General features: G+C 60.0%; 27 protein-coding genes, 1 tRNA gene and 1 riboswitch. Of the genes, 12 read left to right on the top strand and 16 right to left on the bottom strand.

Features of this window, described 5'->3' with window-relative positions; translation table 11 throughout:
- Window positions 1-135: 135 nt before the first annotated feature.
- The 3 genes from msrQ to msrP are packed head-to-tail and all read right to left on the bottom strand — an operon-like array spanning window position 136 to window position 1,864.
- A complete protein-coding gene (gene msrQ / locus AB1E42_RS00265; protein WP_368345005.1) occupies window positions 136-750 on the bottom strand; it encodes a protein-methionine-sulfoxide reductase heme-binding subunit MsrQ in 615 nt (204 codons plus the stop codon).
- A complete protein-coding gene (locus AB1E42_RS00270; protein WP_368345006.1) occupies window positions 723-950 on the bottom strand; it encodes a GDCCVxC domain-containing (seleno)protein in 228 nt (75 codons plus the stop codon). Before AB1E42_RS00270 ends, msrQ begins: the two co-directional genes overlap by 28 nt.
- Window positions 951-958: 8 nt before the next feature.
- Window positions 959-1,864: a protein-methionine-sulfoxide reductase catalytic subunit MsrP gene (gene msrP / locus AB1E42_RS00275; protein WP_368345007.1), complete on the bottom strand. Its 906-nt coding sequence runs from the start codon at window positions 1,862-1,864 to the stop codon at window positions 959-961.
- 308 nt (window positions 1,865-2,172) lie between these two features.
- Here msrP and AB1E42_RS00280 point away from each other — a divergent pair, with 308 nt between their 5' ends.
- Window positions 2,173-2,649 (top strand): fasciclin domain-containing protein, encoded by a 477-nt coding sequence (locus AB1E42_RS00280; RefSeq protein WP_368345008.1) that lies wholly within the window; start codon window positions 2,173-2,175, stop codon window positions 2,647-2,649.
- A 102-nt stretch (window positions 2,650-2,751) separates the two neighbouring features.
- The gene (locus tag AB1E42_RS00285) at window positions 2,752-3,612 is read left to right on the top strand and encodes an MBL fold metallo-hydrolase (RefSeq protein ID WP_368345009.1); all 861 of its coding nucleotides are present in this window, start codon (window positions 2,752-2,754) and stop codon (window positions 3,610-3,612) included.
- Window positions 3,613-3,621: 9 nt separating this feature from the next.
- On the opposite strand, the gene AB1E42_RS00290 is transcribed toward AB1E42_RS00285, so the two are convergent.
- Together AB1E42_RS00290 and AB1E42_RS00295 are read right to left on the bottom strand one after the other, a co-directional pair.
- Window positions 3,622-6,030 carry a YbcC family protein gene (locus tag AB1E42_RS00290; protein ID WP_368345010.1) on the bottom strand — a complete coding sequence of 803 codons (2,409 nt, stop codon included), beginning with the start codon at window positions 6,028-6,030 and terminating at the stop codon, window positions 3,622-3,624.
- A 16-nt stretch (window positions 6,031-6,046) separates the two neighbouring features.
- Entirely contained in the window at window positions 6,047-7,603 is a 1,557-nt protein-coding gene (locus AB1E42_RS00295; protein WP_368345011.1) for a proton-conducting transporter membrane subunit, read from the bottom strand.
- A 112-nt stretch (window positions 7,604-7,715) separates the two neighbouring features.
- Here AB1E42_RS00295 and AB1E42_RS00300 point away from each other — a divergent pair, with 112 nt between their 5' ends.
- Window positions 7,716-8,621 (top strand): LysR family transcriptional regulator, encoded by a 906-nt coding sequence (locus AB1E42_RS00300; protein WP_368345012.1) that lies wholly within the window; start codon window positions 7,716-7,718, stop codon window positions 8,619-8,621.
- A 31-nt stretch (window positions 8,622-8,652) separates the two neighbouring features.
- Here AB1E42_RS00300 and AB1E42_RS00305 read toward each other — a convergent pair.
- Window positions 8,653-8,728: transfer RNA gene (locus AB1E42_RS00305), tRNA-Lys, on the bottom strand.
- A 96-nt stretch (window positions 8,729-8,824) separates the two neighbouring features.
- Between AB1E42_RS00305 and dapF the strand changes: the two genes are divergently transcribed.
- The 3 genes from dapF to AB1E42_RS00320 are packed head-to-tail and all read left to right on the top strand — an operon-like array spanning window position 8,825 to window position 11,551.
- Window positions 8,825-9,643 (top strand): diaminopimelate epimerase, encoded by an 819-nt coding sequence (gene dapF / locus AB1E42_RS00310; RefSeq protein WP_368345013.1) that lies wholly within the window; start codon window positions 8,825-8,827, stop codon window positions 9,641-9,643.
- 1 nt (window position 9,644) lies between these two features.
- Window positions 9,645-10,916 (top strand): tRNA (N(6)-L-threonylcarbamoyladenosine(37)-C(2))-methylthiotransferase MtaB, encoded by a 1,272-nt coding sequence (gene mtaB / locus AB1E42_RS00315; RefSeq protein WP_368345014.1) that lies wholly within the window; start codon window positions 9,645-9,647, stop codon window positions 10,914-10,916.
- Between the two features lie 8 nt (window positions 10,917-10,924).
- A complete protein-coding gene (locus AB1E42_RS00320; RefSeq protein WP_368345015.1) occupies window positions 10,925-11,551 on the top strand; it encodes an FMN-binding negative transcriptional regulator in 627 nt (208 codons plus the stop codon).
- Between the two features lie 9 nt (window positions 11,552-11,560).
- Here AB1E42_RS00320 and AB1E42_RS00325 read toward each other — a convergent pair whose 3' ends face one another.
- Window positions 11,561-11,932: a GFA family protein gene (locus AB1E42_RS00325; RefSeq protein ID WP_368345016.1), complete on the bottom strand. Its 372-nt coding sequence runs from the start codon at window positions 11,930-11,932 to the stop codon at window positions 11,561-11,563.
- A 175-nt stretch (window positions 11,933-12,107) separates the two neighbouring features.
- On the opposite strand from AB1E42_RS00325, the gene petA reads away from it, so the two are divergent.
- Genes petA through AB1E42_RS00340 form a run of 3 tightly spaced genes read left to right on the top strand, consistent with a single transcriptional unit; the run spans window position 12,108 to window position 14,873 of the window.
- Entirely contained in the window at window positions 12,108-12,665 is a 558-nt protein-coding gene (petA, locus tag AB1E42_RS00330; RefSeq protein WP_368345017.1) for a ubiquinol-cytochrome c reductase iron-sulfur subunit, read from the top strand.
- An 11-nt stretch (window positions 12,666-12,676) separates the two neighbouring features.
- A complete protein-coding gene (locus tag AB1E42_RS00335) occupies window positions 12,677-14,002 on the top strand; it encodes a cytochrome bc complex cytochrome b subunit (RefSeq protein ID WP_368345018.1) in 1,326 nt (441 codons plus the stop codon).
- Window positions 14,003-14,018: 16 nt separating this feature from the next.
- The gene (locus tag AB1E42_RS00340) at window positions 14,019-14,873 is read left to right on the top strand and encodes a cytochrome c1 (protein WP_368345019.1); all 855 of its coding nucleotides are present in this window, start codon (window positions 14,019-14,021) and stop codon (window positions 14,871-14,873) included.
- A 66-nt stretch (window positions 14,874-14,939) separates the two neighbouring features.
- Here AB1E42_RS00340 and AB1E42_RS00345 read toward each other — a convergent pair whose 3' ends face one another.
- From AB1E42_RS00345 to thiB, 3 genes are read right to left on the bottom strand one after another with little or no spacing between them, the layout of a single operon-like run.
- On the bottom strand, window positions 14,940-15,638 hold the full coding sequence (locus tag AB1E42_RS00345; protein WP_368345020.1) for an ATP-binding cassette domain-containing protein: 699 nt from the start codon (window positions 15,636-15,638) through the stop codon (window positions 14,940-14,942).
- Entirely contained in the window at window positions 15,625-17,166 is a 1,542-nt protein-coding gene (locus AB1E42_RS00350) for a thiamine/thiamine pyrophosphate ABC transporter permease ThiP (protein WP_368345021.1), read from the bottom strand. The genes AB1E42_RS00345 and AB1E42_RS00350 overlap by 14 nt, the downstream gene beginning before the upstream one ends.
- Window positions 17,142-18,128 carry a thiamine ABC transporter substrate binding subunit gene (gene thiB, locus AB1E42_RS00355; protein ID WP_368345022.1) on the bottom strand — a complete coding sequence of 329 codons (987 nt, stop codon included), beginning with the start codon at window positions 18,126-18,128 and terminating at the stop codon, window positions 17,142-17,144. Before thiB ends, AB1E42_RS00350 begins: the two co-directional genes overlap by 25 nt.
- Before the next feature lie 43 nt (window positions 18,129-18,171).
- Window positions 18,172-18,273, bottom strand: a riboswitch (TPP riboswitch).
- 103 nt (window positions 18,274-18,376) lie between these two features.
- Between thiB and aroC the strand changes: the two genes are divergently transcribed.
- A complete protein-coding gene (aroC, locus tag AB1E42_RS00360) occupies window positions 18,377-19,480 on the top strand; it encodes a chorismate synthase (RefSeq protein WP_368345023.1) in 1,104 nt (367 codons plus the stop codon).
- Window position 19,481: 1 nt separating this feature from the next.
- Window positions 19,482-20,444, top strand: a complete 963-nt coding sequence (locus AB1E42_RS00365; RefSeq protein ID WP_368345024.1) for an AEC family transporter — start codon at window positions 19,482-19,484, stop codon at window positions 20,442-20,444.
- A gap of 1 nt (window position 20,445) precedes the next feature.
- On the opposite strand, the gene AB1E42_RS00370 is transcribed toward AB1E42_RS00365, so the two are convergent.
- The 5 genes from AB1E42_RS00370 to AB1E42_RS00390 all read right to left on the bottom strand — a co-directional run bounded on the left by AB1E42_RS00370 (window position 20,446) and on the right by AB1E42_RS00390 (window position 24,478).
- Window positions 20,446-20,841 carry a thioredoxin family protein gene (locus AB1E42_RS00370; protein WP_368345025.1) on the bottom strand — a complete coding sequence of 132 codons (396 nt, stop codon included), beginning with the start codon at window positions 20,839-20,841 and terminating at the stop codon, window positions 20,446-20,448.
- Between the two features lie 9 nt (window positions 20,842-20,850).
- A complete protein-coding gene (locus tag AB1E42_RS00375) occupies window positions 20,851-21,564 on the bottom strand; it encodes a cytochrome c biogenesis CcdA family protein (RefSeq protein ID WP_368345026.1) in 714 nt (237 codons plus the stop codon).
- 57 nt (window positions 21,565-21,621) lie between these two features.
- On the bottom strand, window positions 21,622-22,497 hold the full coding sequence (locus tag AB1E42_RS00380) for a DMT family transporter (RefSeq protein WP_368345027.1): 876 nt from the start codon (window positions 22,495-22,497) through the stop codon (window positions 21,622-21,624).
- 82 nt (window positions 22,498-22,579) lie between these two features.
- Window positions 22,580-22,867, bottom strand: coding sequence for an HU family DNA-binding protein (locus tag AB1E42_RS00385; protein WP_368345028.1), 288 nt, complete (start codon window positions 22,865-22,867; stop codon window positions 22,580-22,582).
- Window positions 22,868-22,999: 132 nt separating this feature from the next.
- Entirely contained in the window at window positions 23,000-24,478 is a 1,479-nt protein-coding gene (locus tag AB1E42_RS00390; RefSeq protein ID WP_368345029.1) for an AMP nucleosidase, read from the bottom strand.
- Window positions 24,479-24,633: 155 nt separating this feature from the next.
- On the opposite strand from AB1E42_RS00390, the gene AB1E42_RS00395 reads away from it, so the two are divergent.
- On the top strand, window positions 24,634-25,389 hold the full coding sequence (locus tag AB1E42_RS00395) for a class II aldolase and adducin N-terminal domain-containing protein (protein ID WP_368345030.1): 756 nt from the start codon (window positions 24,634-24,636) through the stop codon (window positions 25,387-25,389).
- On the opposite strand, the gene AB1E42_RS00400 is transcribed toward AB1E42_RS00395, so the two are convergent.
- Window positions 25,386-26,024, bottom strand: coding sequence for a class I SAM-dependent methyltransferase (locus AB1E42_RS00400; protein ID WP_368345031.1), 639 nt, complete (start codon window positions 26,022-26,024; stop codon window positions 25,386-25,388). The two genes, AB1E42_RS00395 and AB1E42_RS00400, sit on opposite strands and share 4 nt — an antisense overlap.
- Between the last annotated feature and the right edge of the window lie 6 nt (window positions 26,025-26,030).

A 26,030-nucleotide genomic window follows, 5' to 3' on the forward strand; every position in this document is an offset into this window, starting at 1 on the left:
AAAATGCAAAAAAAGCGAGGCGCAGGTGATTTTCCTTTGTTTAGGGGGGCTTAGGGAGGTTTTGTTGCGCCTCACCGCCTGCGGCATTGCGGAAAATTACCGGTCAACCATCCACAAACAGCAAAGCAGCGTGAATCAGTTGGCGATGCGGCGTTCTGGCAGCCGAATCCGCAATGCGAGGAGGCCCAGAATCGCGGCCGTGTAAAGAATCGGCTCGATCTGAAAGCCCTTCACCAGCCAAAGATAGTGAATCGCCCCAAGGATGGCAGCAGGATAGGTCAGCCGGTGCAGCCGCCGCCACGTCGCGGCGCCGAGGCGACGCAGGGAACGGTTGTTTGACGTGATTGCAAGCGGCACCAGCAAGGCGAAGGCGGTCATCCCGACAGTTATATAGGGGCGCTTCACAATATCGGCCCAGACCCGCTCGACGCTCTGCACATCAAGAAGCGCCCAGACCATGAGATGAGCAAGCACGAAGAAGAAAGTGAGCAGGCCGAGTATCCGCCGGAAGCGCAGGAAGTTGAGGCCGACATGCCGCCGCAGCGGGGTGATGGCCAGCACGACGATAAAGAGCTGCAAGGCAAGTTTGCCGTAGCGGTGCTCCAATGCCTCGATCGGCTCGACCCCAAGCGCCCCCGTCGCCGCCAGAAAGAACAGCCACCCCGCCCACGCGAAGCCGATCAGGTAGAACGGCCAGATCGGGAGGCGGCGGGATTGACTGTTTACGAACTGGACGAGGGGCTCTGACAACAGCTCTCTCCTTTTTGGACGGGCGGGCATGGAACGGTGCCATATGAACAATAGACACAGCAGTCGCCCGCCCTGGGGCGCAGCAGCTGGCCGCAGCCCGTACATTCATAGTACCACTGGCAGGCGTCGGTCGGCATCGTCTCGTGCTTGGCCTCACCGCAATGAGGGCAGGTAATCACGGAAACCAATGCTAACGCCATGACTGATCCTAGTAGTAGCGGCTGAGGTCCATGCCTTCGTAGAGCCCAGCGACCTCATCTTCGTAGCCGTTGAACATCAAGGTCGGGATTCGCTTGGCAAACAACCCGCCCCCGACACGCCGCTCGGTGGCCTGACTCCAGCGCGGGTGATCCACGTTGGGGTTCACATTACTATAGAAGCCGTATTCCTGCGGCGCGGCGCGGTTCCACGAAGCGGGAGGCTCGTCGGTGACGAGGCTGATCCGCACGATCGACTTGATGGATTTGAAACCGTACTTCCACGGCACCACCAAACGGATCGGCGCACCGTTCTGGTTTGGAATCGGGCGCCCGTAAATGCCGGTGGCCATAAGGGTCAACGGATGCATGGCCTCATCAATGCGCAAACCTTCGACGTAGGGGAACGGAAGCACCCGCCGCCGGACACCGATCATCACATCGGGCTGGACTGCGGTTTCAAACGCAACGTAGCGCGCGCCGGCCTGTACGCCGACGCGGTTGAGAATATCGGCCAGTTCGATCCCGTTCCACGGAACGACCATCGACCAAGCCTCGACACAGCGGAAGCGGTAAATGCGCTCCTCCACCGTCAAACCACCGATCAGGTCATCGAGGCTGTATTCACCCGGGTTATCGACAAGACCATCGACGGTGATCGTCCAAGGCTCGGTCCGCAGGCCGCCAGCGTTGCGGGCGGGATCTTCCTTGCCGGTGCCGAACTCGTAGTAGTTATTATAAGAGGTGATCTCTTCCCAAGTGTTGGGCTCAAGACCTGTATTGGCATGCGCGGCTCCGCCCAGCGCGGCGAGGCCAAGACCGGAAGCGCCACCTGCAATCAATTGCCGCCGGTTCAGCCAGTAGGCTTCGGGTGTCACATCTGCGGTCGTCAAAGTGTTGCGCCAACGGTGGGCCATCGGATGCCTCCTCATTTCCTTTCATCATCTATGTAGAATGCCGAGGCAAAAAGCGATTCACCTTGGCTCACAACTCTGTTGATGATTGTAACGTTTGACAACGGCGGTTCAAATTCGTCCGAAAATGCTCGCGAATTCTCACATCCGGTCACAGTGAATTGAGTAGAAAAGCAAAAGCGCTGTTGCTTAGCGCGGGCGGCTTTTCGGTCAATGGCAGAAACGCAGAAATTGCAGTGATCCAATCCGCAACCAGAGGAGTAACCCCTTACGATGCCAAACACGGCATTGGAAACCTTTGGGAGAACTCTATGCTACGCAGAACTTTCCTTGCCCTCACTACCGCGACCGCTCTGAGCTCGCAGGCTTTCGCTGGCGGACACTCGATGGACATCGTCGATACCGCAATCGAAGCCGGAAGCTTCACCACGCTTGTTGCCGCCGTCGAAGCCGCAGGGCTTGTTGACGTGCTGAAGGGTGACGGACCGTTCACCGTTTTCGCACCGACCGATGATGCATTCGCCGCGCTGCCGGAAGGCACCGTGGAGGGACTGCTGGCCGATCCGGAAGCGTTGGCTGCGATCCTGACCTATCATGTCGTCGCCGGTAAGGTGATGTCCGGTGATCTGTCCGACGGCATGATGGCCGCGACGGTCAATGGTGCGGAAATCACCATCGGCACGATGGACGGCGTGACCGTGAACGACGCAAACGTGACTGCCGCCGATATCGAAGCCTCGAACGGCGTGATCCATGTGATCGACAAAGTGATCCTCCCCCCCCAATAATTCCAGATCGCTTTGTCCCGGAAAGCCCCGCCCCCATGCGGGGCTTTCCTTTTTGTAAGGGGCGTGCAGAAGTCTCCCTGTTCGGTTCAAAGGGAGGCAAGTATGTTTGAGGCGGTTCTGCTTGGGGTCAAAGGAGGGCCAGCGATCCGGCCCGGCTCGCATATGCCGAATTCGAATCTGATCCGCATGGGCGGCAAGACGATCCTTGTAGACGCCGGACTGGGCGCGGCGCGTGGGCTTTGTGATGCAGGTGTCGCCCTGACCGACATTGATCTGATCGTTATCACGCATTTGCATTCTGACCATTATCTAGAGCTCGGCCCGTTGCTACACACGGCATGGACCGCTGGCCGTACAACACCAGTGCCGGTTTACGGCCCGAGCGGGCTTGCCGCCTATTGGCGGGGGTTTCTTGAGGCGATGGCGGGCGACGTCCTGCTGCGGATCGAGGACGAAGGGCGCGTGCCGCTGGAACCTTTGGCGGAGATCACGCGCATCAATGAGGGTGATTTTTACGAATTGGACGGCCTTTGCATAAGCGCAATGCGGAATGTGCATCCGCCTTTCCGAGAAAGCTATGCGCTGCGGTTCGACTGTGAGGCGGGGAGCATCGTGATATCGGGCGATACCGCCTATATGCCGGAGATGGCCGATTTCGCGCGGGGCGCCGACATCCTCATTCATGAAGCGATGCTGCCCGCAGGTGTGGAGGCGCTGCTGCGGCGGATGACCAATGGCGACGAGCGCTTGCGGACCCATATTTACCGCAGTCACACGCCCGCCGAGGATGTGGGCAGGATCGCGCGTGATGCGGGCGTGGGCCATCTGGCGCTGACCCATATGGTGCCGGACGGGGATCCGGACTTTACCGAAGAGCACTGGCGCGCAGAGGTGCGCAAACACTGGGACGGCCCACTGACAATCGGGCGGGACGGCGTGGTGCTCAGGCCTGTGACAGCCTGAGCGGTTGTTTTACTCAGCAGCGATTTGCTGGGCGTGGGTGGCATCATCAAAAGCCGGTTGCCAGTCGCCTTTGACATAGCGCCACGCCAGTTTGCCTTCATCGTCCATCGCAAAGAGGTGGAGCCAGCCATTGTCGAAGAGTTTCGCCACCTCAGGATGGCGGGCGAGCACCTTTGACATAGCCTCGCGCGGGGCTTCGATCGCCACCGAAAGGCGCAGCGGGTCGTGCTGATAGCTGTGTCCGTCATGAACGGACTGCCACGGCAGCCCGCCTTTGAGCGCGCCGCCATTGCCCTCGAGTACGCCGACGCCACCCACGACATTGTGCAGGAGCTTATTGCCACCGCCGAACACCGCAGGTGCGACGGTCGAACCGTAATATTGCAGGCTGATCCAGCTGGCGACGACGACAGGCGCCGTCATGATCAGCTCGAGCACCGCGAAATCAGCATCGGCCCGCCAATCATATGAATGCAGAAACGCCTGACCCGACAGCGCGGTGCCGGCTGTGCGGCCGCGCGGCGCGGCGATGAACGCACGACAACCCGCAAGCCCCCATTCGGGGCGCAGTTCGGACCAGTCAGCGGCGCGGCGGGCGATATCCTTCTCGCCGGAAGCACGCGGTAGGCGCGTGGCACGTTCAGCGCGGGCAAGGCTGCCAGCCGCTTGAAGCCAACCGCGCAGTTCGCGCAGCTCGCTCGCCCATGCGCTGGTGGGCTGATCTTCGTGATACAGCTTCACCATGTCGGTGGTAGTATCGTGCAGGGCGGCAAGGAAGAGCGTATCGGACGGGATATCAATGCCTTCGTCGCGCAGACCATCACGAACGCTAGGCTCATTGAGCAACCCCGCGAGAAGCCGCGCATTCACATCACCTGCATAGCCACCGCAAGCGCCACAATGCAAAGCGCTTTCGTGCGGGTTATTGGTGACGTTGGCTCCGTGGCCCGCGAGCATGACGATCCGCGCGAAATCCTTGGTGAGCGACATCGCGTTCAAGACAGTCCGTGCGATGGCGACCCGCTGCGGCAGGTCAAGCAGGGGGTCGAACCGTGGCGCAGGCTCGGGCTTCGGTCCGTGATGCGAAAAGCCCACCGCATCGCGCACCAGTTTGCCCGCATAGACGGGGCCGGTTGCCTCCACGAAAGCGAAGGAGGAAACTGCGGCGAGCTTGAACCGCCCCCATGCACGTTTTGCCCGCGCGCCGAAACGGCGGTTGCGGTCGGCGGCGGCGGATTCCTCCGCACGGGTTGCCAGCCCTGCGTTCAGCAGAACTGGACCGCGTGTTTCGCAAACGTCAGAGCCAGCAGCGGCATGGCTTGTGGCCAATCCGAAGAAGCCCGCAAACCCGATCGTTTCGATCCGCTTGTCTTGTGTTTCGAGCGCACGGCGAAAGACCTCGGAGCGCACATCTATGCAAAAGGCGGCCTGCACCGCCGCGCGGGTGGAGTGCGGTTCTTTGGACGCGACCTCGAGACGCGCGGCGAGGGTCCGCTGTGCAGCATACTCGGCGGCGGTTTGCAGAACCGCGTCAATCAGATCGTCACGCTCTGGCGTCAGTGGCTGCGCATAGGTGGCGACAGTCTCGTTCCACCGTTCGGCGATCTGGTCTTGGTACAGCGCAAAGAGGGCTGCATCGAACAACACGCGGATGGTCAGAAGTTCCGCGGCGGTTGTGTCATTTTCGCCTTGCAGTTCGGCCTGCCACAGACGGTAGCGCCCGTATTGCGCCCAGCCGCCCAACGAGGCCAATTGCCGGTGAAAAAACAAGGGAACGGCCTCGGGCGAAACGCCGAGTGCTTCGGTTGCGTTGCCCAGCGCCCGCCAAGGGGAGCGCGGTGTTTCTGCGACGAAGGCCCCGAAGCCGCGCAGACCCTGAATTTCGGGCGTCAGATCACGGGAGGCAAATTCACGCCACGAGACATATGCGCCGCCGGTGCGGGCGGGCTGCCAGAGCGCCTGCCCTTCGTCAAAGTAGCTGGCGGCAAAGGCACCGATGCGCTCTTCGATCAGGCAGGGCCAGTCGATGCCGGAAACACCTGCGGCGATATGCGAGACGGTAGGCATGGCAACAGGCGCGGGGCGCTCTTGGCTCAGGGCAGATTTTACCTCGTCAAGGCGTAGATCGTGCGCGCCTGCATCAACCAAGGCCAGCGCTGCGCGGATGTCATCATCGGTCATGTCCCCACTGGTGAGTTTATCGGTCCATTGGCTGCGGGCGGGCATGATGCGGGTGCCGGCAACCCGCGCCAGCTGGGCGGATGTGACAGGGAGAGACGCGCCCGTTTGCCCGAGGAAGGGGTTCACCGCGACGCTGGAGGACAGCGGAAACAGCGGCGGGATTTGTTTGACGGCCTCATTGGCAGCCGACACCAGTTCAAGCAAGGCGGCGGGAAAAGTCTCGTGTCTCATAAACATGATCGGGTTGCCTTTCTCAAATAGAGGAGCGCTTGGACCAGCCGCCAAGGAGCCGGTCGAAAAGGGCATTCGCGTAGAGCCCGTTGGAGAGATGCACACGAATGCCGAGGGCGGTGGGATGCGATGCCCAGAGCGGGAAGGTCGCTTGTGCCACCGCGACGACCCCAAAGCTGAACAGCGCCAACAGGATCAGCGCCCATTCGAGTGGCCCCGGTGCTGGTGTGGCTGGCAGGGTGCCTTCGGTCAGGGCTTTCGCGGCCTTTTGCAGCAGAAAATAACTGACCGAGTTTGCACCAGCGTAGATCACGGTGCGCCGCGTGAGGGCGGCGGGGGCGGCATCGGCAAAGCCTTGCGCAAGAAGGTAGGCGACGCCGAAGATGAGAATGACGCCCAAGGTGATCGCTTGCACGGACTTGCCATCGAAGCCGAAGAGCACACCAATCAGGCCATAGATCAGGATCGCCGCGCCGAAGGCATGCAGAACATTGCGTGCAGACGGCACGGCCACCGGCCCAGGGCGGCGGATTTGCGCGACATTGCGCACAGCCTCACCTGCGCTGAGGAAGGCATGTGCCTTGTAGAGCGAATGCGCCACGATATGCAGCAGCGCCAGAGGGAAGAGCGCAAGACCGCATTGCAGCACCATGAAGCCCATCTGCGCGATGGTTGACCAAGCGAGCGAGGTTTTCACCGCAGGCTGCGTCAGCATGACCAAGCCACCAAACAGCGCAGTGAAACCACCGAGCATCACCAACAGCGCCATCACCCCCGGTGCGGCGAGCATCACATCGGCGAAGCGGATCAACAGGAACCCGCCTGCGTTGATCACCCCAGCGTGGAGCAGCGCGGAAACAGGCGTCGGTGCTTCCATCACCTCGGTCAACCAACCGTGGGTGGGAAACTGGGCTGAAGCCAGTATGGCCGCGATTGCCAAGAGCGCGGCGGCGGTAATCGTGAACCCATCGGGCGTGACGACAGAAAGAAGCGTGGCGATATCTGTCGTGCCGTAACCGACCGCCAGCAGCAGGAAGGCGAGAAAGAGCGCGCCTTCGCTGCCACGCGCGACAGAGGCTTTCTTGCGCGCGGCGCGGCGGGCTGTGGTGCGCTCGGGGTAGAACAGGAGGAGTTTGTTCAGCGCGAGGCTGGTCGCCAGCCATGCAAGGGCAAGCTGAACGAGATTACCCGCGATAACCAAGAGCAGCACCGCCGCCAGCGTTGCCGACATCCATGTCACAAAGAAGGTTTGACGCGGCTCACCGTCCATATAGGTGCGGGAATAGCGCATCACGACCCAGCCGATCAGTCCGACGAGTAGCAACATTGTTGCGCTGACTGCATCGAGCCTGACCGAAAGGCCGATGCCGAACAGCCCAATCAGTACCGAGGTGCCGTTGCCAAAGACATAGAGAAGCGTGGCGGAAGCCACGGCCAGCAGCAGCGTTGTGAAAGATGCCGCTTCCGCCAACTGCGCGATGCGGCCAGCATCTGCATCTGATGGCTGTCGGGCAGCATAGGCAGCAGTGGCGAGGAGGAGGAGCGGCCCCAGGAGGGGGAGAAGAAAGTAGAAGCTCATGGGCGGTGTCCTTGTCTTTCAGCGCGGCAACGCGATTGGTTCGCAGATAAGACAGGCGCATAAATATGTTAAATTCATTGTTTTTAATTAATCGTTCTATTAGATAGAACATATGCCTCTCAACTATCATCATCTCCGGTATTTCTGGGCGGTGGCGCATGACGGGAACCTCACCCGCACTGCCGACCGGCTGAACCTGTCGCAATCGGCGCTGTCGGTGCAGATCAAACAGCTTGAAGAACGTCTCGGCCATCCGCTGTTCGAACGGCGCGGGCGACAACTACATCTGACCGAAGCAGGACGCATTGCGCTCGATCATGCGGATGCGATTTTTGCGACTGGGCAAGAGCTTGTCGCCACATTGCAAGAGGCGGGGCGAAGCCGGAAGGCGCTCAGGGTCGGGGCGCTATCGACGCTTTCGCGAAACTTTCAGATCGGTTTCCTCCGCCCGCTTCTGACGCGGCCGGATGTGGAGGTGATCTTGCGGTCCGGAAGCCCTGCCGAACTGCTTGAGGGGCTCGAATCGCTGAACGTCGATGTGGTTTTGATGAACCGCGAACCGCCGCGCGACAGCCTGACCCCCTATGAAACGCACCGGTTGGCGGAGCAACCTGTCAGCATCGTGGGCACACCGCAGCGGCTTGATCCAAAGAAACCGATCGCGGCGTTGCTCAGGGAACAGCCGTTCATCCTGCCCACGGGGGACAACAGCGTGCGCACGGCCTTTGACGCATTGGCAAGCCGGTTGGCGGTGCGGCCGCAGATCGTGGCAGAGGTCGACGACATGGCAATGATGCGCCTGCTGGCCCGTGAAGACATCGGGCTGGCTCTTGTGGCGCCTGTTGTGGTGAAGGACGAGCTGGCCAACGGTCGCCTGGTCGAAGCGCTGGACCATCCGCAAATACGCGAAACATTCTACGCGATCACCCTGCGCAGGCGGTTCCCGAACCCGTTAGTGCAGGAGTTGCTCGGCGCAGGCTCTGGCCCGGAAACAATAGACAATTCACAACGCAGTTAGCGTTGCTCTGTCTTGGTTTGACTGGCGGTAGTGGTGAGCCGTGCAGGATTCGAACCTGCGACCCACTGATTAAAAGTCAGTTGCTCTACCAACTGAGCTAACGGCCCACTGGCGGCGCTTCTAGAAAGAGTGGCAAATGGGGTCAACCCCACAAATGCGCGAAGCTCTGGATTTCGTGTTGGGAGCGCAGTATACGCGCCGAAATGCAGAACACGCGGGATAATGGCCTGCCGTTCATGAAAATGCACGGGCTGGGCAACGACTTTGTCGTCATCGACGAGCGGGGAAAACCTTCGCGCGTCGATTCGGAATTGGCGATTGCAATGGCGGACCGGCATCGCGGCGTTGGGTTTGACCAATTAGCGGTAATTTCTGATTCTGACAGCGGCGCGGATGCGCATCTGACATTCTGGAATGCGGATGGGAGCCATTCTGCCGCTTGCGGGAATGCCACCCGCTGTATCGCGCGCTTTTTGATGGCTGAGAAACAGTGCACATCACTGAGCTTGACCACCGCACGCGGGACGCTCTTGGCGCAGGATGCTGGTGACGGGCTGACTTCTGTAAATATGGGCCAGCCGCAGCTGCACTGGCAGGAAATTCCGCTGGCGGAGGAGATGGATACGCTGGAGTTGCCAATCGAAGGCGCGCCAACCGCGACGGGAATGGGTAATCCGCATTGTACGTTCTTCGTGGAGGATGTGGCCGCGATTGACGTCGCAACCGAAGGCGCGCGGTATGAGCGTCACCCGCTCTACCCGCAGCGGACCAATGTGCAATTCGCGCAGCTTATCGGGCCGGACCATATTCGTATGCGGGTCTGGGAACGGGGCGCGGGGCTGACGCTGGCGTCCGGTTCGTCTTCTTGTGCAACGGCCGTAGCGGCCGCGCGACGCGGGCTGACGGGGCGCAAGGTGACGATTGAGCTGGATGGCGGCACGATTCATATCGACTGGCGCGAGGATGGGGTCTGGATGACCGGCCCGACCGCGCATGTGTTCGACGGGGTTTGGAACGGCTGATATGCGCCCTGCTGCCCCGAAATTCACCACTCTTGGCTGCCGACTCAACGCTTATGAAACGGAAGCGATGAAGGAGCTTGCAGCGCAGGCGGGTGTCTCTGATCTGGTGGTCGTGAATACCTGTGCGGTGACGGCAGAAGCCGTGCGCAAGGCGCGACAGGAGATTCGGAAGCTGCGCCGGGATAACCCGAATGCGCGGCTCGTCGTCACGGGCTGTGCGGCGCAAACGGAGCCGGAAACCTTTGCCAAGATGGGTGAGGTTGATCTGGTGGTCGGCAATACGGAGAAGATGCAGCCTGCCACTTGGGCCAAGCTTGCGCCTGATTTCATTGGCGAGACAGAGCCGGTGCAGGTGAATGACATCATGGCCGTTACGGAAACGGCCGGCCATCTGATTGACGGGTTTGGTACGCGGAGCCGTGCCTATGTGCAGGTACAAAACGGCTGTGACCACCGCTGCACCTTTTGCATTATTCCGTTCGGGCGGGGCAATTCGCGCTCGGTCCCTGCCGGAACGGTGGTGGATCAGATCAAGCGGCTGGTGCAGTCGGGCTACAACGAGGTCGTGCTGACCGGCGTGGACCTGACAAGCTGGGGGGCCGATCTCCCCGCCAACCCGAAGCTGGGCGATCTGGTGATGCGCATCCTCAAACTGGTGCCGGATTTGCCGCGGCTGCGGATCTCATCTATCGACTCGATCGAGGTGGACGAGAACCTGATGCAGGCGATTGCCACCGAGCCGCGCCTGATGCCGCATTTGCATCTGAGCCTGCAACATGGCGATGATCTGATCCTGAAACGGATGAAACGGCGGCATTTGCGGGATGATGCGATCCGCTTTTGCGAGGATGCGCGGAAAGTACGGCCTGACATGACCTTCGGGGCCGACTTGATTGCAGGATTTCCGACGGAAACAGAGGCGCATTTTGAAAATTCGCTGAAGCTGGTTCGCGAATGCGATCTGACTTGGCTGCATGTGTTCCCCTATTCCCCGCGCCAAGGCACGCCCGCTGCGCGGATGCCGCAGGTCAATGGCAAAGCGATCAAGGAACGCGCGGCGCGTTTACGGGAAGCTGGCGATGCGAAGGTTGCGGAACATCTGGCGCAGCAAAAAGGGCGACGCCATGCGGTATTGATGGAGAACCCGCGGATGGGCCGGACGGAACAATTTACCGAAGTTGCTTTTGACACCGACCTACCTGAGAGTGCGATCATCACCGCAGATATCATCGGGCGCATTGGCCAACAGCTGACGGGCCAACCCGTCAGCTAGGAGCCGCCATGCATCCGAATCCCGCTTTTCGCACCAAGAACGAGGCTCTGAACCTTGATTTCGCGCGGAAGCGTGGCTTTGGCATATTGAGCATCAATGGGGCAGCGGGGCCGCTCGTATCGCATGTGCCGCTGCTGCTTTCGGATGACGGAGTGACCGCCGACTTTCATCTTGTACGGTCGAACCCCATTGCGCGGGAGGTCAAAGAGCCGGTGCCTGCGGTATTCGCCCTGTCAGGTGGTGACAGCTATATTTCGCCCGATTGGTACGGGATCGAGGATCAGGTGCCGACGTGGAATTATGTCGCGGTGCATCTGCGCGGTAACATTGCCCCGCTACCAGCCGACGACCTGCGCGGGCTGATCGAGGCGTTAAGCGCGCATTTCGAGGAGCGGTTGCTGCCGAAAGCGCCCTGGCTATCCGAAAAAATGACCGAAGGCTTGATGGAGCGGATGATGCGGCAGATCGTGCCTTATCGGCTGACCATCGCCAGCGTGGACGGAACATGGAAACTGGGTCAGAACAAGCCTGACAGCGCGCGGCTTGGGGCGGCGCGTGCGGTCGCGGAGGCAGGAATCGGACAGGAACTGGCATGGCTGGCGGCGCTGATGGAGGAGCCGCCTGTGCTCGGCTAGTGCGGCGAATCAATCATGGAATGCCCAGCTTTCGGCACCGTCGAAGTGGCGCACGGGGATTGCGGCGTAGGCGGCGGCGTCTTCCAGCGCAGCGAGGTTGAGGGCGAAGCGGGCATCAGGGCCGGAATCGACGCTTTCGTAATGGGTGGTCACACCGCAGCGGCTGCACGAGCAGAAACCAATAAGCCCATCCCCCCAGCGGTAACGGATCAGGGGCGAATCGACTGGGAGTTGCACATCGAGCGTCACCGCAGCGCGGGTGGTATAGCCCCAAACGGCGCCCAAGCGGCGGCAGATCGAGCAATTGCACCGCACACCCCCGGCGGGCAGCGTTGAGACAGTCCAGCGCACCGCGCCACAATGACAGCAACCGCCATACATGCCTCTGTTTCCCTCCAATTCAATGCGCTTGGTGTACTTCTATCACCCCTGCGCCCGATTGTCCGCTGGACGTAGCTGATTTTGGTAGTTAAACAGCCCGCGAATGGTCGGCGGTACTCCGCCGGCTGTCCTGTTCGTATGGGCTTAATGCCCGGAAATATCGGAGATGCACCCCGTGTCACACGCTGAAGAACACCAGGGCACACGCCGCGACTTTATCTACTATGCAACGGCTGGCGCCGGCGCAGTAGTTACCGGCGCTGCTGTCTGGCCGCTCGTCAATCAGATGAACCCCTCCGCAGATGTTCAGGCGCTTGCCTCCATCCGCGTTGACGTTAGCCAGGTTACGCCAGGCAGCCAAATTACCGTTCTGTGGCAGGGAAAGCCGGTTTTCATCCGCGCCCGCACCGAGAACGAAATCGCTGCAGCACGCGATGTGGACGTTGATGCGCTTCCCGATCCGGAAGCAAACAACAACAATATCGGCGATGCAGCCGCAACCGACGAAAACCGTGCGCTGTCTGAAGATGGTGTCTGGCTCGTACAGATGGGCGTTTGCACCCACCTCGGCTGTGTGCCGCTTGGTGAGGCCGGTGATTTTGGCGGCTGGTTCTGCCCCTGCCACGGCTCGCACTACGACACGGCCGGCCGGATCCGCAAAGGACCGGCACCGCGCAACCTTCCCGTTCCTGTTGCAGCATTCGTCGACGAAACGACGATCCAGCTCGGCTAAGGAGATCATTGATGTCTGGCATTCCGCACGATCATTACGAACCGAAGTCGAACGGTGAGAAGTGGCTCAACAGCCGCCTCCCCATTGTCGGCCTTCTTTACGACACCCTGATGATTCCCACCCCTAAGAACCTGAACTGGATGTGGATCTGGGGCATTGTCCTGACCTTTACGCTGGCGTTGCAGATCGTCACCGGCATCGTGCTGGTGATGCACTACACGCCGCATGTCGACATGGCGTTCAACTCCATCGAGCACATCATGCGCGACGTGAATGGCGGCCATATGATCCGCTACTTCCACATGAACGGTGCGTCGCTGTTCTTCGTGGCCGTTTATGCGCATATCTTCCGTGGCCTTTACTACGGTTCCTACAAGGCGCCGCGCGAAGTGACGTGGATCATCGGTATGCTGATCTACCTGCTGATGATGGCGACCGGCTTCCTCGGCTACGTTCTACCTTGGGGTCAGATGTCGTTCCACGGTACCGCCGTGATCACCGGCCTGTTCGGCGCGATCCCGTTCGTCGGTGAAGCGCTGCAAACATGGCTCTTGGGTGCATCGGCTGTTGGCCAGCCCGCGCTGAACCGCTTCTTCTCGCTGCACTACCTGCTGCCGTTCATCATTGCCGGCCTCGTGATCGTCCATATCTGGGCCTTCCACTCGACCGGCAACAACAACCCGACGGGTGTTGATGTGCGCCGCACTTCGAAGGAAGAAGCACAGAAAGACACCCTGCCCTTCTGGCCCTACTTCGTGATCAAGGATCTGTTCGCACTGGCAGTGATCCTCGTGATCTTCATGGCGATTGTCGGCTTCATGCCGAACTACCTCGGCCACCCCGATAACTACATCGAGGCAAACCCGCTGGCGACGCCTGCGCATATCGTGCCCGAATGGTACTTCCTGCCGTTCTACTCGATCCTGCGTTCGTTCACCGCTGACGTTTGGGTCGTGATGTTCGCCGAATGGGTGTCCTTCGGCACCATCGACGCCAAGTTCTTCGGCGTGCTGGCGATGTTTGGCGCGATTGCAGTGATGGCGCTGGCGCCGTGGCTGGACACTTCTTCGGTCCGTTCCGGCCGCTATCGCCCGATGTTCAAGTGGTGGTTCGCCCTGCTGGTCGTCGACTTCTTCGTCCTGATGTGGACGGGTGCGATGCCGGCTGAAGGGATCTACCCGATCATCGCGCTGATCGGTTCGGCCTACTGGTTCGCCTACTTCCTCGTTCTCCTTCCGCTTCTGGGCGTGATCGAGAAGCCGCTGCCGGTACCGGCAACGATCGAGGATGATTTCAATGACCACTACGGCAAGCCTTCGGGCACTCCGGCCGAGTGAGAAAGGACAAAGACTGATGTTCCGTAAACTCACCCTTACCGCCGCCGTAGCGCTCGGGTTGGCAACTGCCGCAACGCAGGTGTCCGCCGCTGGCGAGGCGCATGTCGAGGACTTCGACTTCTCGTTCGAAGGTCCATTTGGCAGCTACGACCAGATGCAGCTCCAGCGTGGCTTGCAGGTCTACACCGAGATCTGCGCAAGCTGCCACGGTCTGCGTCAGGTGGCCTTCCGCAACCTGCACGACGAAGGTGGACCGGCCCTGCCGGAAGACCAGATGCGTGCTTACGCGGAATTCTACGAAGTCTATGACGCCGAGTTGGACGACTTCCGCACTGCGACACCGGCCGACAAGTTCCCCGATTCGGCAGTTGAAAACGCACCTGACCTGAGCCTGATGGCGAAGGCGCGTGCGGGCTTCCACGGCCCCTACGGCACCGGCCTCAACCAGCTCTTCAAGGGCATGGGCGGCGCAGAATATATTGCCTCCCTGATGATTGGCTATGAAGAACCCCCTGAGTGTGCGCCTGAGGATTTCGACGGTTACTACAACACGGCCTTTGCTGCTGGTGGCTTCCCCGAAAGCTGCATTGACGAAAAGGGCAAGCACATGGTTCCGGGCAGCTGGATCGGCATGCCGCAGCCGCTGTGGGGCGAGGACGTGGAATATGCTGACGGCCATTCCAACGACCTGCACCACGAAGCAGAGGACATTGCTGCCTTCCTGATGTGGACCGCGGAGCCGAAGCTGGTTGCCCGTAAGCAGGCTGGCCTGACTGGCGTGATCTTCCTGACGATCCTGTCCGTGCTGCTCTATCTGACGAACAAGCGCCTTTGGGCACCGCACAAAGCGGCAGCCAAGCGTAAAGACTAAGTCTTTACCAAGACCGAACAGAAAGGCCCGTCAAGTGCGGGCCTTTTTCTTTTGCGGTAATCAGAATCAGCTCGCGCCGAGATAAGCGCGTAGGGCTGGTGGCGGATTCTCCATAAAAGAACGTGCTGGATGCGGGCCGGTGACCGAACCGTCAGCGACAAAGATGATCTCGTCAGCGATTCGCAGCGCGTCTTGCGGATCATGCGTGACCATAAGAACCGTGCGCCCTGCCCCGGCAAATGTGTCCTGTACCAGATCGAGCATTTCGACCTTCAAGGCGGGACCGAGCGCGGAGAACGGCTCGTCGAGCAATACCAGCGGCCTGTCTTGCAAAAGCGCCCGCGCGAGGGCAGCACGCGCTTGCTGGCCGCCGGAAAGGGTCGCCGGTTTGCGGGTGCCCATATCGGCCAAACCAACCTGCGCCAACGAAGCCGTTACCTGTGCCTCCTGCGCTGCTGAAAGGCGCAAGTCAGGCGACAGGGCCAAGCCGACATTGGCGGCAATCGTCAGGTGCGGGAAAAGGTTATTATCCTGAAATAATGATGTGCAGGGGCGTGCGCCGGGGCGCAGATCGGTGATGTCGGTGCCGTCCCAGAGCACGCGGCCGGAAGCGGGGGTATAAAAACCGCCAATGACATTCAGAAGGCTGGATTTGCCCGCGCCAGACGGACCGATGAGGGCGGTGATTCCGCCTGCGGCCAAAGAAAAGGTCGCGCTGAGACGGAAATCCTCCTGACGCAGTTCAAGCTGGTCAACTGTCAGCATCTATGCGGCCTCCGCGATCAAAGAACCAAAAAAGGGCGAGGCTCAGCCCCACGAGAAGGAGCGCCGCACTGGCCGCGGCCTCCATACGATACGCCCCCATCAGGCGGTACATGGCAAGAGGCAGCGTTTCTTGCCGGTCGGTCGCAAAGAGGGCGATCACCCCGAGATCACCCATAGAGAGCGCCGCCGAAAGCCCAAGCGAGAAGCCGATGGGCCGCCTGAGCCGAGGCAGGTAGAGCCAACGGAGACGGCGCCATCCGACGAGGCCCAACATATCGGCAACTCTGCCAAAGTCATGCTCGATTCGCGCGATTTCGGGCGCAAGGATGCGCAGGAGGAACGGCAGGCTCATTACGGCGTTCAACACGACGGTGACGGCCAGAGCGATACGGGTGGGCGAGACAAAACCATAGACCAGAACAAAAAGCCCCGTGCCGATCACCAATGACGAAGTGGCAAGGGGTAGGTTGCCTATCAGCGCTGTAAGCCGGTCTTGCCGGATGGCAAAGGATAGGGCCAGTACCAGCGCCAGAGCAGAGGCCACCAGCGCAACGACAATCGAGCGCAGCGCGGCCTCCCAAACGGAGGGAGGCATGGCGGTGATCCCTGGCACGCCGCGCCAGACGATCATGAAAAGGGGCAGAAGAAGGAAAAACGCCACCAGTGCGAGAGCGGCACTATCAAGAAATCGCGCGACGCCGGTGCGACCATCCCAGCGCGGGACGTGGCGATCAAGCCCAGCGCCGAAGCCCTCAGGGATGGCGACAGCCATAGCGACCAGCACCGCGCCGACGCAAAGCGCCAGTTGCACCACTGATAGGACGGCTGCTTTACCAAGATCAAAATCGAAGCGGATGGCTTGATAGATTGCCAATTCGACTGTCGTTGCGCGGGGGCCACCGCCGAGCGTGAGCGCGACGGCAAAGCTTGTCAGGCAAATCAGGAATACCGCCAGCAAGGCACCGGGAACCACTGCCCGCAGCATGGGCAGCTCCAACACACGGAAAACCGGCGCGTTGAGGCTTTCCGCGAGCCGGAAGCGCTCGGCTGGAACCGCAAGCCAGCCTTGCAGGAGAAAGCGGGTTGCGAGGGGAAGGTTAAAGAACACATGAGCCAAAACGACGCCTTGGAAGCCGTAAATCTGAACGGGAGGCAGACCAAGATAACCCAAAACGGTATTGACCACGCCGCCGCGCCCGAACACCGCGAGAAGGCCGATAATTGCGACGATCACGGGCAGGATAAACGGCGCGCCAAGCAGAGAAACGAAAAGCTTGCGGCCCCAAAAATTGCGGCGCGCGAGCGCGCGGGCGACGGGTATAGCCAGACCAACGGATAGGAGCGCGGAAATTGCCGCCTGCAGAACGGTGAAACGGATGGCGGCAAGATCGGCAGCGCCTAGGGCGATCCGCCCCTCAGCACGCCAGAGCACAGCGGCAAGTGTGCCCAGCACCAGAAACAGCACCAGCGCCGCGGCAGCGACGCTGGGCCATTTCGGAAAGTTTAGCGAGCGAGGGCCGCGCGCCATTCTTCGATTGCCGCGTCGCGCAGGGCGGCGGCATCCTCTGGCGGCAGGATGAGTGCCTTTTCCGGAGAGACGACTGCACCGAACCCTTCAGGCATGCCTGCGGACGGCTCAACGGCCGGATACATCCAGTTGGTCGTCGGGATGATCGACTGGAAAGCATCGCTCACCATGAAAGCAAGGAACGCATCGGCCAGTTCAGGCGCATCGGTTCCGGCGAGCTTGGCCGCAACCTCGACCTGCATGTAGTGACCTTCATCAAAAATCCATGCGACCTTGCTGGCGTCCTCTTCCGCGATCAGGTGATAGGCGGGCGAGGTTGTGTAGGAGAGCACGGCGTCTGACTCACCTTCGAGGAAGAGGCCGTAGGCCTCCGACCAGCCCGGTGTGACGGTGACAACGTTATCCGCCAGATCAGCCCAAAGCGCAGCGGCTTCGTCGCCATAGGCGGCTTTCACCCATGTGAGCAGGCCCAGACCCGGGGTCGAGGAGCGCGGATCTTGGATGATGATCGACAGGTCGCTGGCGGCAAGTGCACGAAAATCAGTAGGTGCTTGGGTATCTGCGTCGCTGACAAAGGCAAAGTAGCCCCAATCGAACGGCAGGAAGGTATCATCCGTCCAAGCGACAGGCAGATCGAGCGCGGCATCAACGCCATGCGGCGCAAAAAGGCCTGACTGAGCGGCAGCGGCCATCAGGCTATTGTCCAGACCGAGCACGATATCGGCCTCGGTTCCTGCGCCCTCAAGCCGGACGCGGGACATCAGCGCAGCGCCATCGCCCGCGCCGACAAATTGCAGGTCGCAATAGCAGACCTCTTCAAAAGCGGCCTCGACCGCGGGGCCAGGGCCCCATTCGCTGACGAAACTGTCATAGGTGTACACTGTAAGCACAGGGGTTTGTGCCGACGCTGCGGTGGCAGCGAGGCAAAGTCCTGCGACATGGATCAGATGTTTGGTTTTCATTCCGTTATCCTCTTTCATGCGCCGGACGGATGGGGGCATTGAGGAGAACTCGAATGGCCTTCCCTCCGCCGGTTCTAACCGGTTCAGGTTCAACGGGTTCGCGCTATGCATCTCAGCTCCTGACGGAGCACCCCGAGGTGAGGCGGAACATAACGCGGCAAATCGGTGACGCAAGGGCATAATTCCGGTCGAAAAATCTTGGCCCTCTCCGGCCATCAGGATAGACGGGTCTGCAAAGGAGTTCTGCGATGTCTTTCAATAGTTTCGGGCATGTCTACCGCGTCACCACTTGGGGGGAGAGCCACGGGCCAGCATTGGGCGCGACAGTTGACGGCTGCCCGCCGGGAATCGCGCTGGAGCCGGAGATGATCCAGACATGGCTCGACAAGCGCCGCCCCGGGCAGAACAAGAACACCACCCAGCGCAACGAACCTGATGCGGTCGAGATCCTCTCTGGTGTGTTCGAGGGCAAGACGACAGGCACCTCGATCCAGCTGATGATCCGTAACACCGATCAGCGCTCCAAGGACTATGGCGAGATCGCGCAGAGCTTCCGCCCTGGGCATGCGGATATCACCTACCACCAGAAATACGGCCTGCGCGACTATCGCGGTGGCGGGCGCTCGTCGGCACGGGAAACCGCTGCGCGGGTTGCAGCGGGTGGTGTGGCGCGGGCGGCGATCAGCGACCTTATGCCCAAGGCCCAGGTCAAGGGCTACATGGTCCAGATGGGTGACCGGAAGATCGACCGCGACCGCTTTGACTGGGACACGATAGACCAGAATGATTTCTGGTGCCCTGACGCGACCGCTGCGGCGGAATGGGAGGATTACCTCGATTTCCTGCGGCGGAAGGATCATAACTCCGTCGGCGCGATCATCGAAGTGGTTGCGCGCGGCGTACCGGCGGGCTTGGGCGCGCCGGTTTATGGAAAGCTGGATACCGATCTGGCCGCTGCGATGATGTCGATCAACGCGGTAAAAGGCGTGGAGATCGGTGAAGGTATGGCCGCCGCGGCGCTTACCGGCCGTGACAACGCAGACGAGATTACGATGGGGCCAAACGGGCCGGAATACAGCTCGAACCACGCGGGCGGCATTCTGGGGGGTATATCGACGGGGCAGGATATCGTCGTGCGCTTTGCGGTGAAGCCCACCTCTTCGATCCTCAGCCCGCGCAAATCCATCCGCATTGACGGCTCGCCGATTGATATTGTCACCAAGGGCCGACATGACCCCTGTGTAGGCATTCGTGCGGTGCCGGTGGGCGAGGCGATGATGGCCTGTGTGATCCTCGATCACTTCATGCTGGACCGTGCGCAGACCGGCGGCGTGCGCGGAAAGATCGGCTGATTTGCTCGACATCCTTGCAATAACCTTCCCGATCTTCGCGGTTGTGGCGTTCGGATACGGGATGGTGCGTGGCGGGCTGTTCTCGGGCGAAGACAATGCAGCGCTCGGCCGTTTTGCGATGAATGTCGCCCTGCCAGCGTTGATGTTTTCGGCGGCCTCCGGTGGTGGCACCGGCGAAGGGGCGATCATCAACCTCTCCTATATGGCCACCTACGCTTTGGCAGGGATTCTGACGATTGCGGCGGCTTGGATCTGGTTCAAGCTGAACCTTACAGGCTCGGATACCGGCCCTGTGCGGCAAGCGATCGCTATCATGGGATCGAGCTGCCCGAACTCGGCTTATGTCGGTTTTCCGGTGCTGATGCTTGCCGCACCAGAAATCGCCGCGCCTGCATTCGCGATGAATGTGATGGTGGAGAGCTTTCTGATCGTGCCACTGAGTTTCGTGATCCTCAGCGGCGCGGCGCGAACCAAGGGGCAGCCCGTCGGGCAGACAATCATGCAAACCGCTTGGGATGTATTGCGGCGGCCGATGGTTCTGGCGTTTTTGGCCGGTGTCGTGGTGTCCCTGCTTGGTATCCCCGTACCAGAGCCGGTTTCGCGGCTGGTAACGATGCTGGCTGCGGCGACGGCAGGACTTGCGCTGTTCTTTATCGGCGGCTCGCTGACGGGGTTGCCGCTCAAGGGCAACAAACGGATGGCGACAGAAATCGTGATCGCGAAACTTGTCATACATCCGCTTATGGCGGCATTGGCACTGTCGTTGATTGCGTTCTTTGGGCTACCGACACTCACCGGCCCGCTGGCCGTTGCGGTGATCCTTTCCGCGGCGATGCCGATGATCGGAGTTTACGCGATTTTCGCGCAGGATTACGGGCATGAAAACCTTGCCGCGCTGGCGATGATGGGCGCCACAGTGGGCGCCTTTTTCACCGTTAGCGGCTTACTGGTGTTCCTGCTGTAGATCAGAGGCCGGCGTCCAATAGAGCTTTGATATCCGACATGCGCGTACCAGCGACGATGCGACCAAGCTGCATATCCCCGCGCAACATCACCAGCGTCGATCGGCGGGGAATCTCTAGGCGGCGCGCGAGATCACCATCGGAGTACTGATCCCAATCGACCTGAATGAAGGTGATCTTTTCCTCATATTCTGGATTGTCGGCCTTGAGCTGATCAAGGACGCGGCTTTGGGCGCGGCAGGTCGAACACCAGTCGGCATAGAAATCAACGAAAACCGTTTCTCCGGCGTCAAGGTGCTGTTGAACCAAGCCGGGGGTATAGGGAAGGACTTCGGCCTGCGCAAAAGCGGGAAGAACGCCAAAGGCGGCGAGGGTGGCAAGGAGGGTTCTGCGCTTCATATCGTATCCTTAGTAGCGAACGGAGAGATCCTGCATCCAATAGGGAAGCGTATCGAGCAGCCAGATTTCGGCCGCGGTGAGCCAGCCGAACCAGATAGAAAGGCCGGTGAGAACGAAGATACCCCCCATCACCGGACGACCGACGCCGGAGAGCGACAGCATCCAGTTACGGCGGGCGCGGATGGCGGATTGTGCGCCGAGGCCAAGGGCGATGACAACTGTGCCAATGCCGAGCGCAAAGCTGACCATCGTTGCAAAAGCCCAGGCGAGGTTTTCGCCGGCGTAGGCGAGCGCAATCGCGCCACCCAGTGTTGGGCCGACGCAAGGCACCCAGACGAGGCCAAGAAGCATACCGCCGAAAAACTGTCCCTGAAGGCGGGTGCGGTCGAGGGTATCGAACTGCCGGTCGGCACGATTGGCGAAGCCAGAAGTCGCCAAGGAGAAGCGGGCGGATAGCTGCGGAACGAGAAGGACGGCGCCGAATAATACCATCATCAAAGCGCCAATGCGGGAAACCAGCACATCATCAATGCCAAGGCTCCGCCCGAATAAGGCTACACCGAAACCCACGATAACAAAAGTCGTCATTAGCCCCGCCGCCAGTACCACAGGGCCGCGCTTGCTGAACTGCAACGAACTGGCCAGCACAATAGGCAGAATGGGCAGTACGCAGGGATTGATCAGCGTGAGGAGGCCCGCAAGATATCCAAAGACGATTTCCATGCGGGCAGATTGCACATCAGGGCGGCGGAAGTCATTTCATAAGCCGCTGACAGGCTATCACGTTACCGTTGGCTTTTGTTTCGACAGTTGCACCGCGAGGATGCCAGCAGCGACGATCAGCACGCCGATGATATCCATCGCGCCGAGTGCCTCGCCCAACAGGACCGCCGCGACGGCAACGCCAAAGAACGGATTGAGGAAGTGGAATGTCGCCGCCCGCACAGCGCCGATGCGGCCGACGAGCAGGAACCAAATCCATGTTGCCCCCAAGCCGGGGAAGAGGGTGGTATAGGCGAAGGCCACGACCAACTGCCAGCTCATGGTAATCGAAAGCGGTTCGAAAATAGCGGCAGGGACCAGCAGAGCTGCGCTACCCACCAGCATTTGCAGGCCGACGATCATCATCACGTTGCCGCCCGAGGAGGCACCCCGCACGGTGAGCGTAGCGACGGCCAGTGATACCACCGCGATGACGCATAACATCACCGCGACAAGATCGATACCGCCGCCGAGACGCGCGCCCATGATGAGGGTCACACCGCCAAAACCCGCCAGAAGCCCAGCAACGCCCAGAACACCGATACGGTCCCGCAGTACAATCCAGCCGATCAACCCGACGATCAGCGGCATTGTGGAGGCAATGATGGCGGCGAGTGAGGCTTCGATTGTTTGCATCGCGATGAAGTTGAGGCCGAGGTATAGCGCGTTTTGGCATATGCCAAAGACGATCACCGCTTGCCATTGTCGCCGCGACAGGCGGGCGCTTTCGCCCAGCGCACGGGCAATCACGATGCCAAGCAAACCGGAGGCCAGAAAGCGGAAAACCAGCGACCACATGGGCGGCGCGTATTCGACAATCACACGCGCCGAGGTGAAGGCCGATGACCAGACAAACGCAAATACGAGCCCCATTGCGATTGATTTCACATCCATGACGCGCCGCGCTCCCTATCAAAGGCCCCTAACGAAGAAGGGCCGCTAAAAGCGGCCCCTCAGAAACAGAACATCCAGCGACTTAGCCGTTCACGCTGTCTTTCAGCGCTTTGGCAATGGTCATTTTCACGACCTTGTCTGCTTCTTTCTTGATCTGCTCGCCGGTGGCAGGGTTGCGCACCATGCGCTCGGGGCGCTCACGGCAGTAGATCTTGCCAACGCCCGGAAGGGTCACGGCACCGCCGCCCGAAACTTCGCGCGTGATGATCGCGATCAGGGCGTCGAGGTGGCCGGAGGCGGATTTCTTGTCGCTGCCGGTTTCTTCTGCGAGTGCAGCAACCAGCTGCGCTTTGGTCATCGGTTTTGCCATATTCTTGGTCTCCCTTGGTCTGCCCTAGTATGGGCCTCAACTGGCGTGATTAAACTCTATATGGTGTAGGACCACAACGAATTGTGTGCTTTTGCAAGGAAAAATAACGCATTTTGTAGGGAAAATGCCATTTCAGAGGAAAGCTGTCTCTTCAAAGCTGCGTAATTTGCGACTATGCATTCGCTCTAGTGGCATTTGGCGCAAACTTTCCATCGCCCGAATACCAATCATCAAATGCCGCGAAACCTGCGTTTTGTAGAAATCAGACGCCATTCCAGGGAGCTTCAGCTCTCCGTGCAGGGGTTTGTCGGAGACGCAAAGCAAGGTGCCATAGGGTACTCGGAAGCGGAATCCGTTGGCTGCGATTGTCGCGCTTTCCATGTCCAGCGCAATGGCGCGTGACTGGCTGAGGCGCTGCACTGGTCCGGACTGATCGCGGAGTTCCCAGTTGCGGTTGTCGATAGTTGCGACAGTTCCCGTCCTCATAATGCGCTTCAGCTCAAAGCCTTCGAGGGCTGTGACCTGCTCCACCGCGTCCTCAAGAGCGATCTGGATTTCCGCCAGCGCGGGAATGGGCACCCAGACAGGCAGATCATCGTCTAGCACGTTATCTTCGCGCAGGTAGGCATGGGCGAGAACGAAATCCCCGAGCCGCTGCGAATTACGCAGGCCGGCACAGTGCCCCACCATCAGCCACGCATGGGGCCGCAGCACGGCGATATGATCTGTCGCGGTTTTGGCGTTTGACGGGCCAACGCCGATATTCACCAACGTGATCCCAGCGCTACCCGGTCGCTTGAGGTGATAAGTCGGCATTTGCGGCAGCTTTGCCGGTGGGGGCAGCGGTGCGTCGGCATCGGTGATCACGGCATTCCCCGGGCCGACGAATGCGGAATAACCGCTGGAAGGGTCGGCGAGCATCTGGCGCGCGAATTGCTCGAACTCTTCGACGTAGAATTGGTAATTGGTGAACAGCACATAGTTTTGGAAATGCTCTGCGCTTGTCGCCGTATAATGCGAAAGCCGCGCCAGAGAATAATCAATCCGTTGCGCGGTGAACGGCGCCAAGGCCCGCGCGCCGTCCGGATAGGAGAAGCCAAATCCGTTGACGATATCATCATGCGTGGTGCTCAGATCAGGCACATCAAAGACATCCCGCAGGGTGAATTCCATCGCGCCTTCTTGCGGCACTGTCAGGCGAATATCGTTAGCGACGGCGAAATGAACAGGCATCGGCGTATCGGAGTAGCCGATGCTCACTGGCTCACCGTGATTTTCGAGCAGGAGGCCTATTTGCTGGATCAGGTAATTTTCAAACAGGTCGGGGCGGGTGATCGTCGTCGCGTAAATGCCCGGTTCGGTAACATGACCGAAAGACAGACGGCTATCGGTCGTGGCGTAAGATTTCGTTACGAACCGAATTTCAGGATAAAAAGCACGGTAACGCTCGGCAGGCTTACTGCCGGAGATCGTCGCGGAAAAGCGCTGGGAGAGAAAGCTGGTCGAGGCCTCATAGAGCGCGACAAGCTGTGCGGTCGCGGCGGCGGCATCGGTATATTCGCGGTGAGGAACCGGATCAGGGGTTAGGATCGGGATCGACGCTTGGCTCATTTTTGCTCTCCTTTTTTGTTTTCTTGTCGCTCCGGTCTTTACCCGCCTCACGATGAAGCAAATGTGACATCAATGCGGGGACGACTGCAAGTCGGCAGAAACCCTTTGATCCACACGGATAATGCTGTTCAATTTAGACACAGAGAGGAACGCAGATGACCGTTACACAGTTGAAGAATAGCCCCTCGCATTGGACAGAGCGCGTTGATCTTGCCGCAGCATTCAGATGGACCGCGCGGCTCAACCTGCACGAAGGTGTTGCCAATCACTTTAGCCTGTCTGTCAATGAAGACGGCACGCAGTTCTTAATGAACCCGAACCAAGTTCACTTTTCGCGGATCCGCGCCTCTGACCTTCTGCTGCTGGATGCCAATGACCCCGCAACGCTCGACGCCCCAAATGCGCCGGACCCAACCGCATGGGGCCTGCATGGCGCTTTGCACCGACGCTGCCCGCATGCGCGCTGCGCAATGCATGTACACTCGATCCATGCGACGGTTCTGGCCTGCCTCGCCGACAGTTCGCTGCCGCCAATCGACCAGAACACGGCAATGTTCTACGAGCGAACCGTAGTGGACGAGAACTTTGGCGGGCTTGCCTTTGAGGAGGAGGGCGAACGCTGTGCGAAACTGTTCACCAACCCGAAAACCAAGGTGATGATCATGGGCAACCACGGGGTGATGGTCATTGGGTCGTCCGTCGCGGATACGTTCAACTCGCTCTATTATTTTGAGAGGGCGGCTGAGACTTATATCCGCGCGCTCCAAACAGGCCAGAAATTAAGGGTACTGTCGCACGAGATCGCTGCAAAGACAGCCGACGAATTGGACGACTATCCCGGGCAGGCGGAATCACACTTGCGGGAACTGAAGCTGATCCTTGATGAAGAAGGTTCTAACTACGCGAGTTAGGCACTCTTTTTCCGCATGCTTACAATTTTAGCGGTGTCATGGGCGTGTTCGTCCGTGGCATCGCTGTTTGCATAGATATCAACTGTATGCACATGCAGGGCAGCGATTTGTGAACGGATATTGCCGATTGCCTTTTCGAACCCCGCTTCCGCATAGTGGGCGCTGTTAACCGAAATCGTCATCAGCCCTCCCGGGCGCAAGATGCGCATAAGATCGGGAAGAATTTCCGGCCCCAGATGACCGAGCGTAAATGTCCCTGAACTGACGATTCCGTTCAAGCTTTCGTCAGGAAACGGCAAAGGTCGCTCAGGATCGGTGACGAACAGGCGGCGGTAGAGCCCTTTTCGGCTGGCCTGTTCGAGCATCTCCGAGGAGATATCGGCGGCCTCCAATGGCCCCACATTGAGCGAAGCCAATGCGGTTGCCAGAACTCCTGTACCAGCGCCGAGGTCGAGCACCGGACCGGACCCGCCCTTTTCGACGAAATCTTCGGCGACGCGCTCGTGCAGGACATAGCTGCGCCCATCAACGAAGCTCTTATCGTAGGTTTCGGCCCATGCTGCATAGACACGCTTCGCGTCGTCAGCGCTCTTTAATGCATAGGCATCATCCAAATCCGGCGACTTCGTCGTCATATGATT

It is taken from the genome of Pelagovum sp. HNIBRBA483, assembly GCF_040931995.1.
GTDB lineage: Bacteria > Pseudomonadota > Alphaproteobacteria > Rhodobacterales > Rhodobacteraceae > JAEPMR01.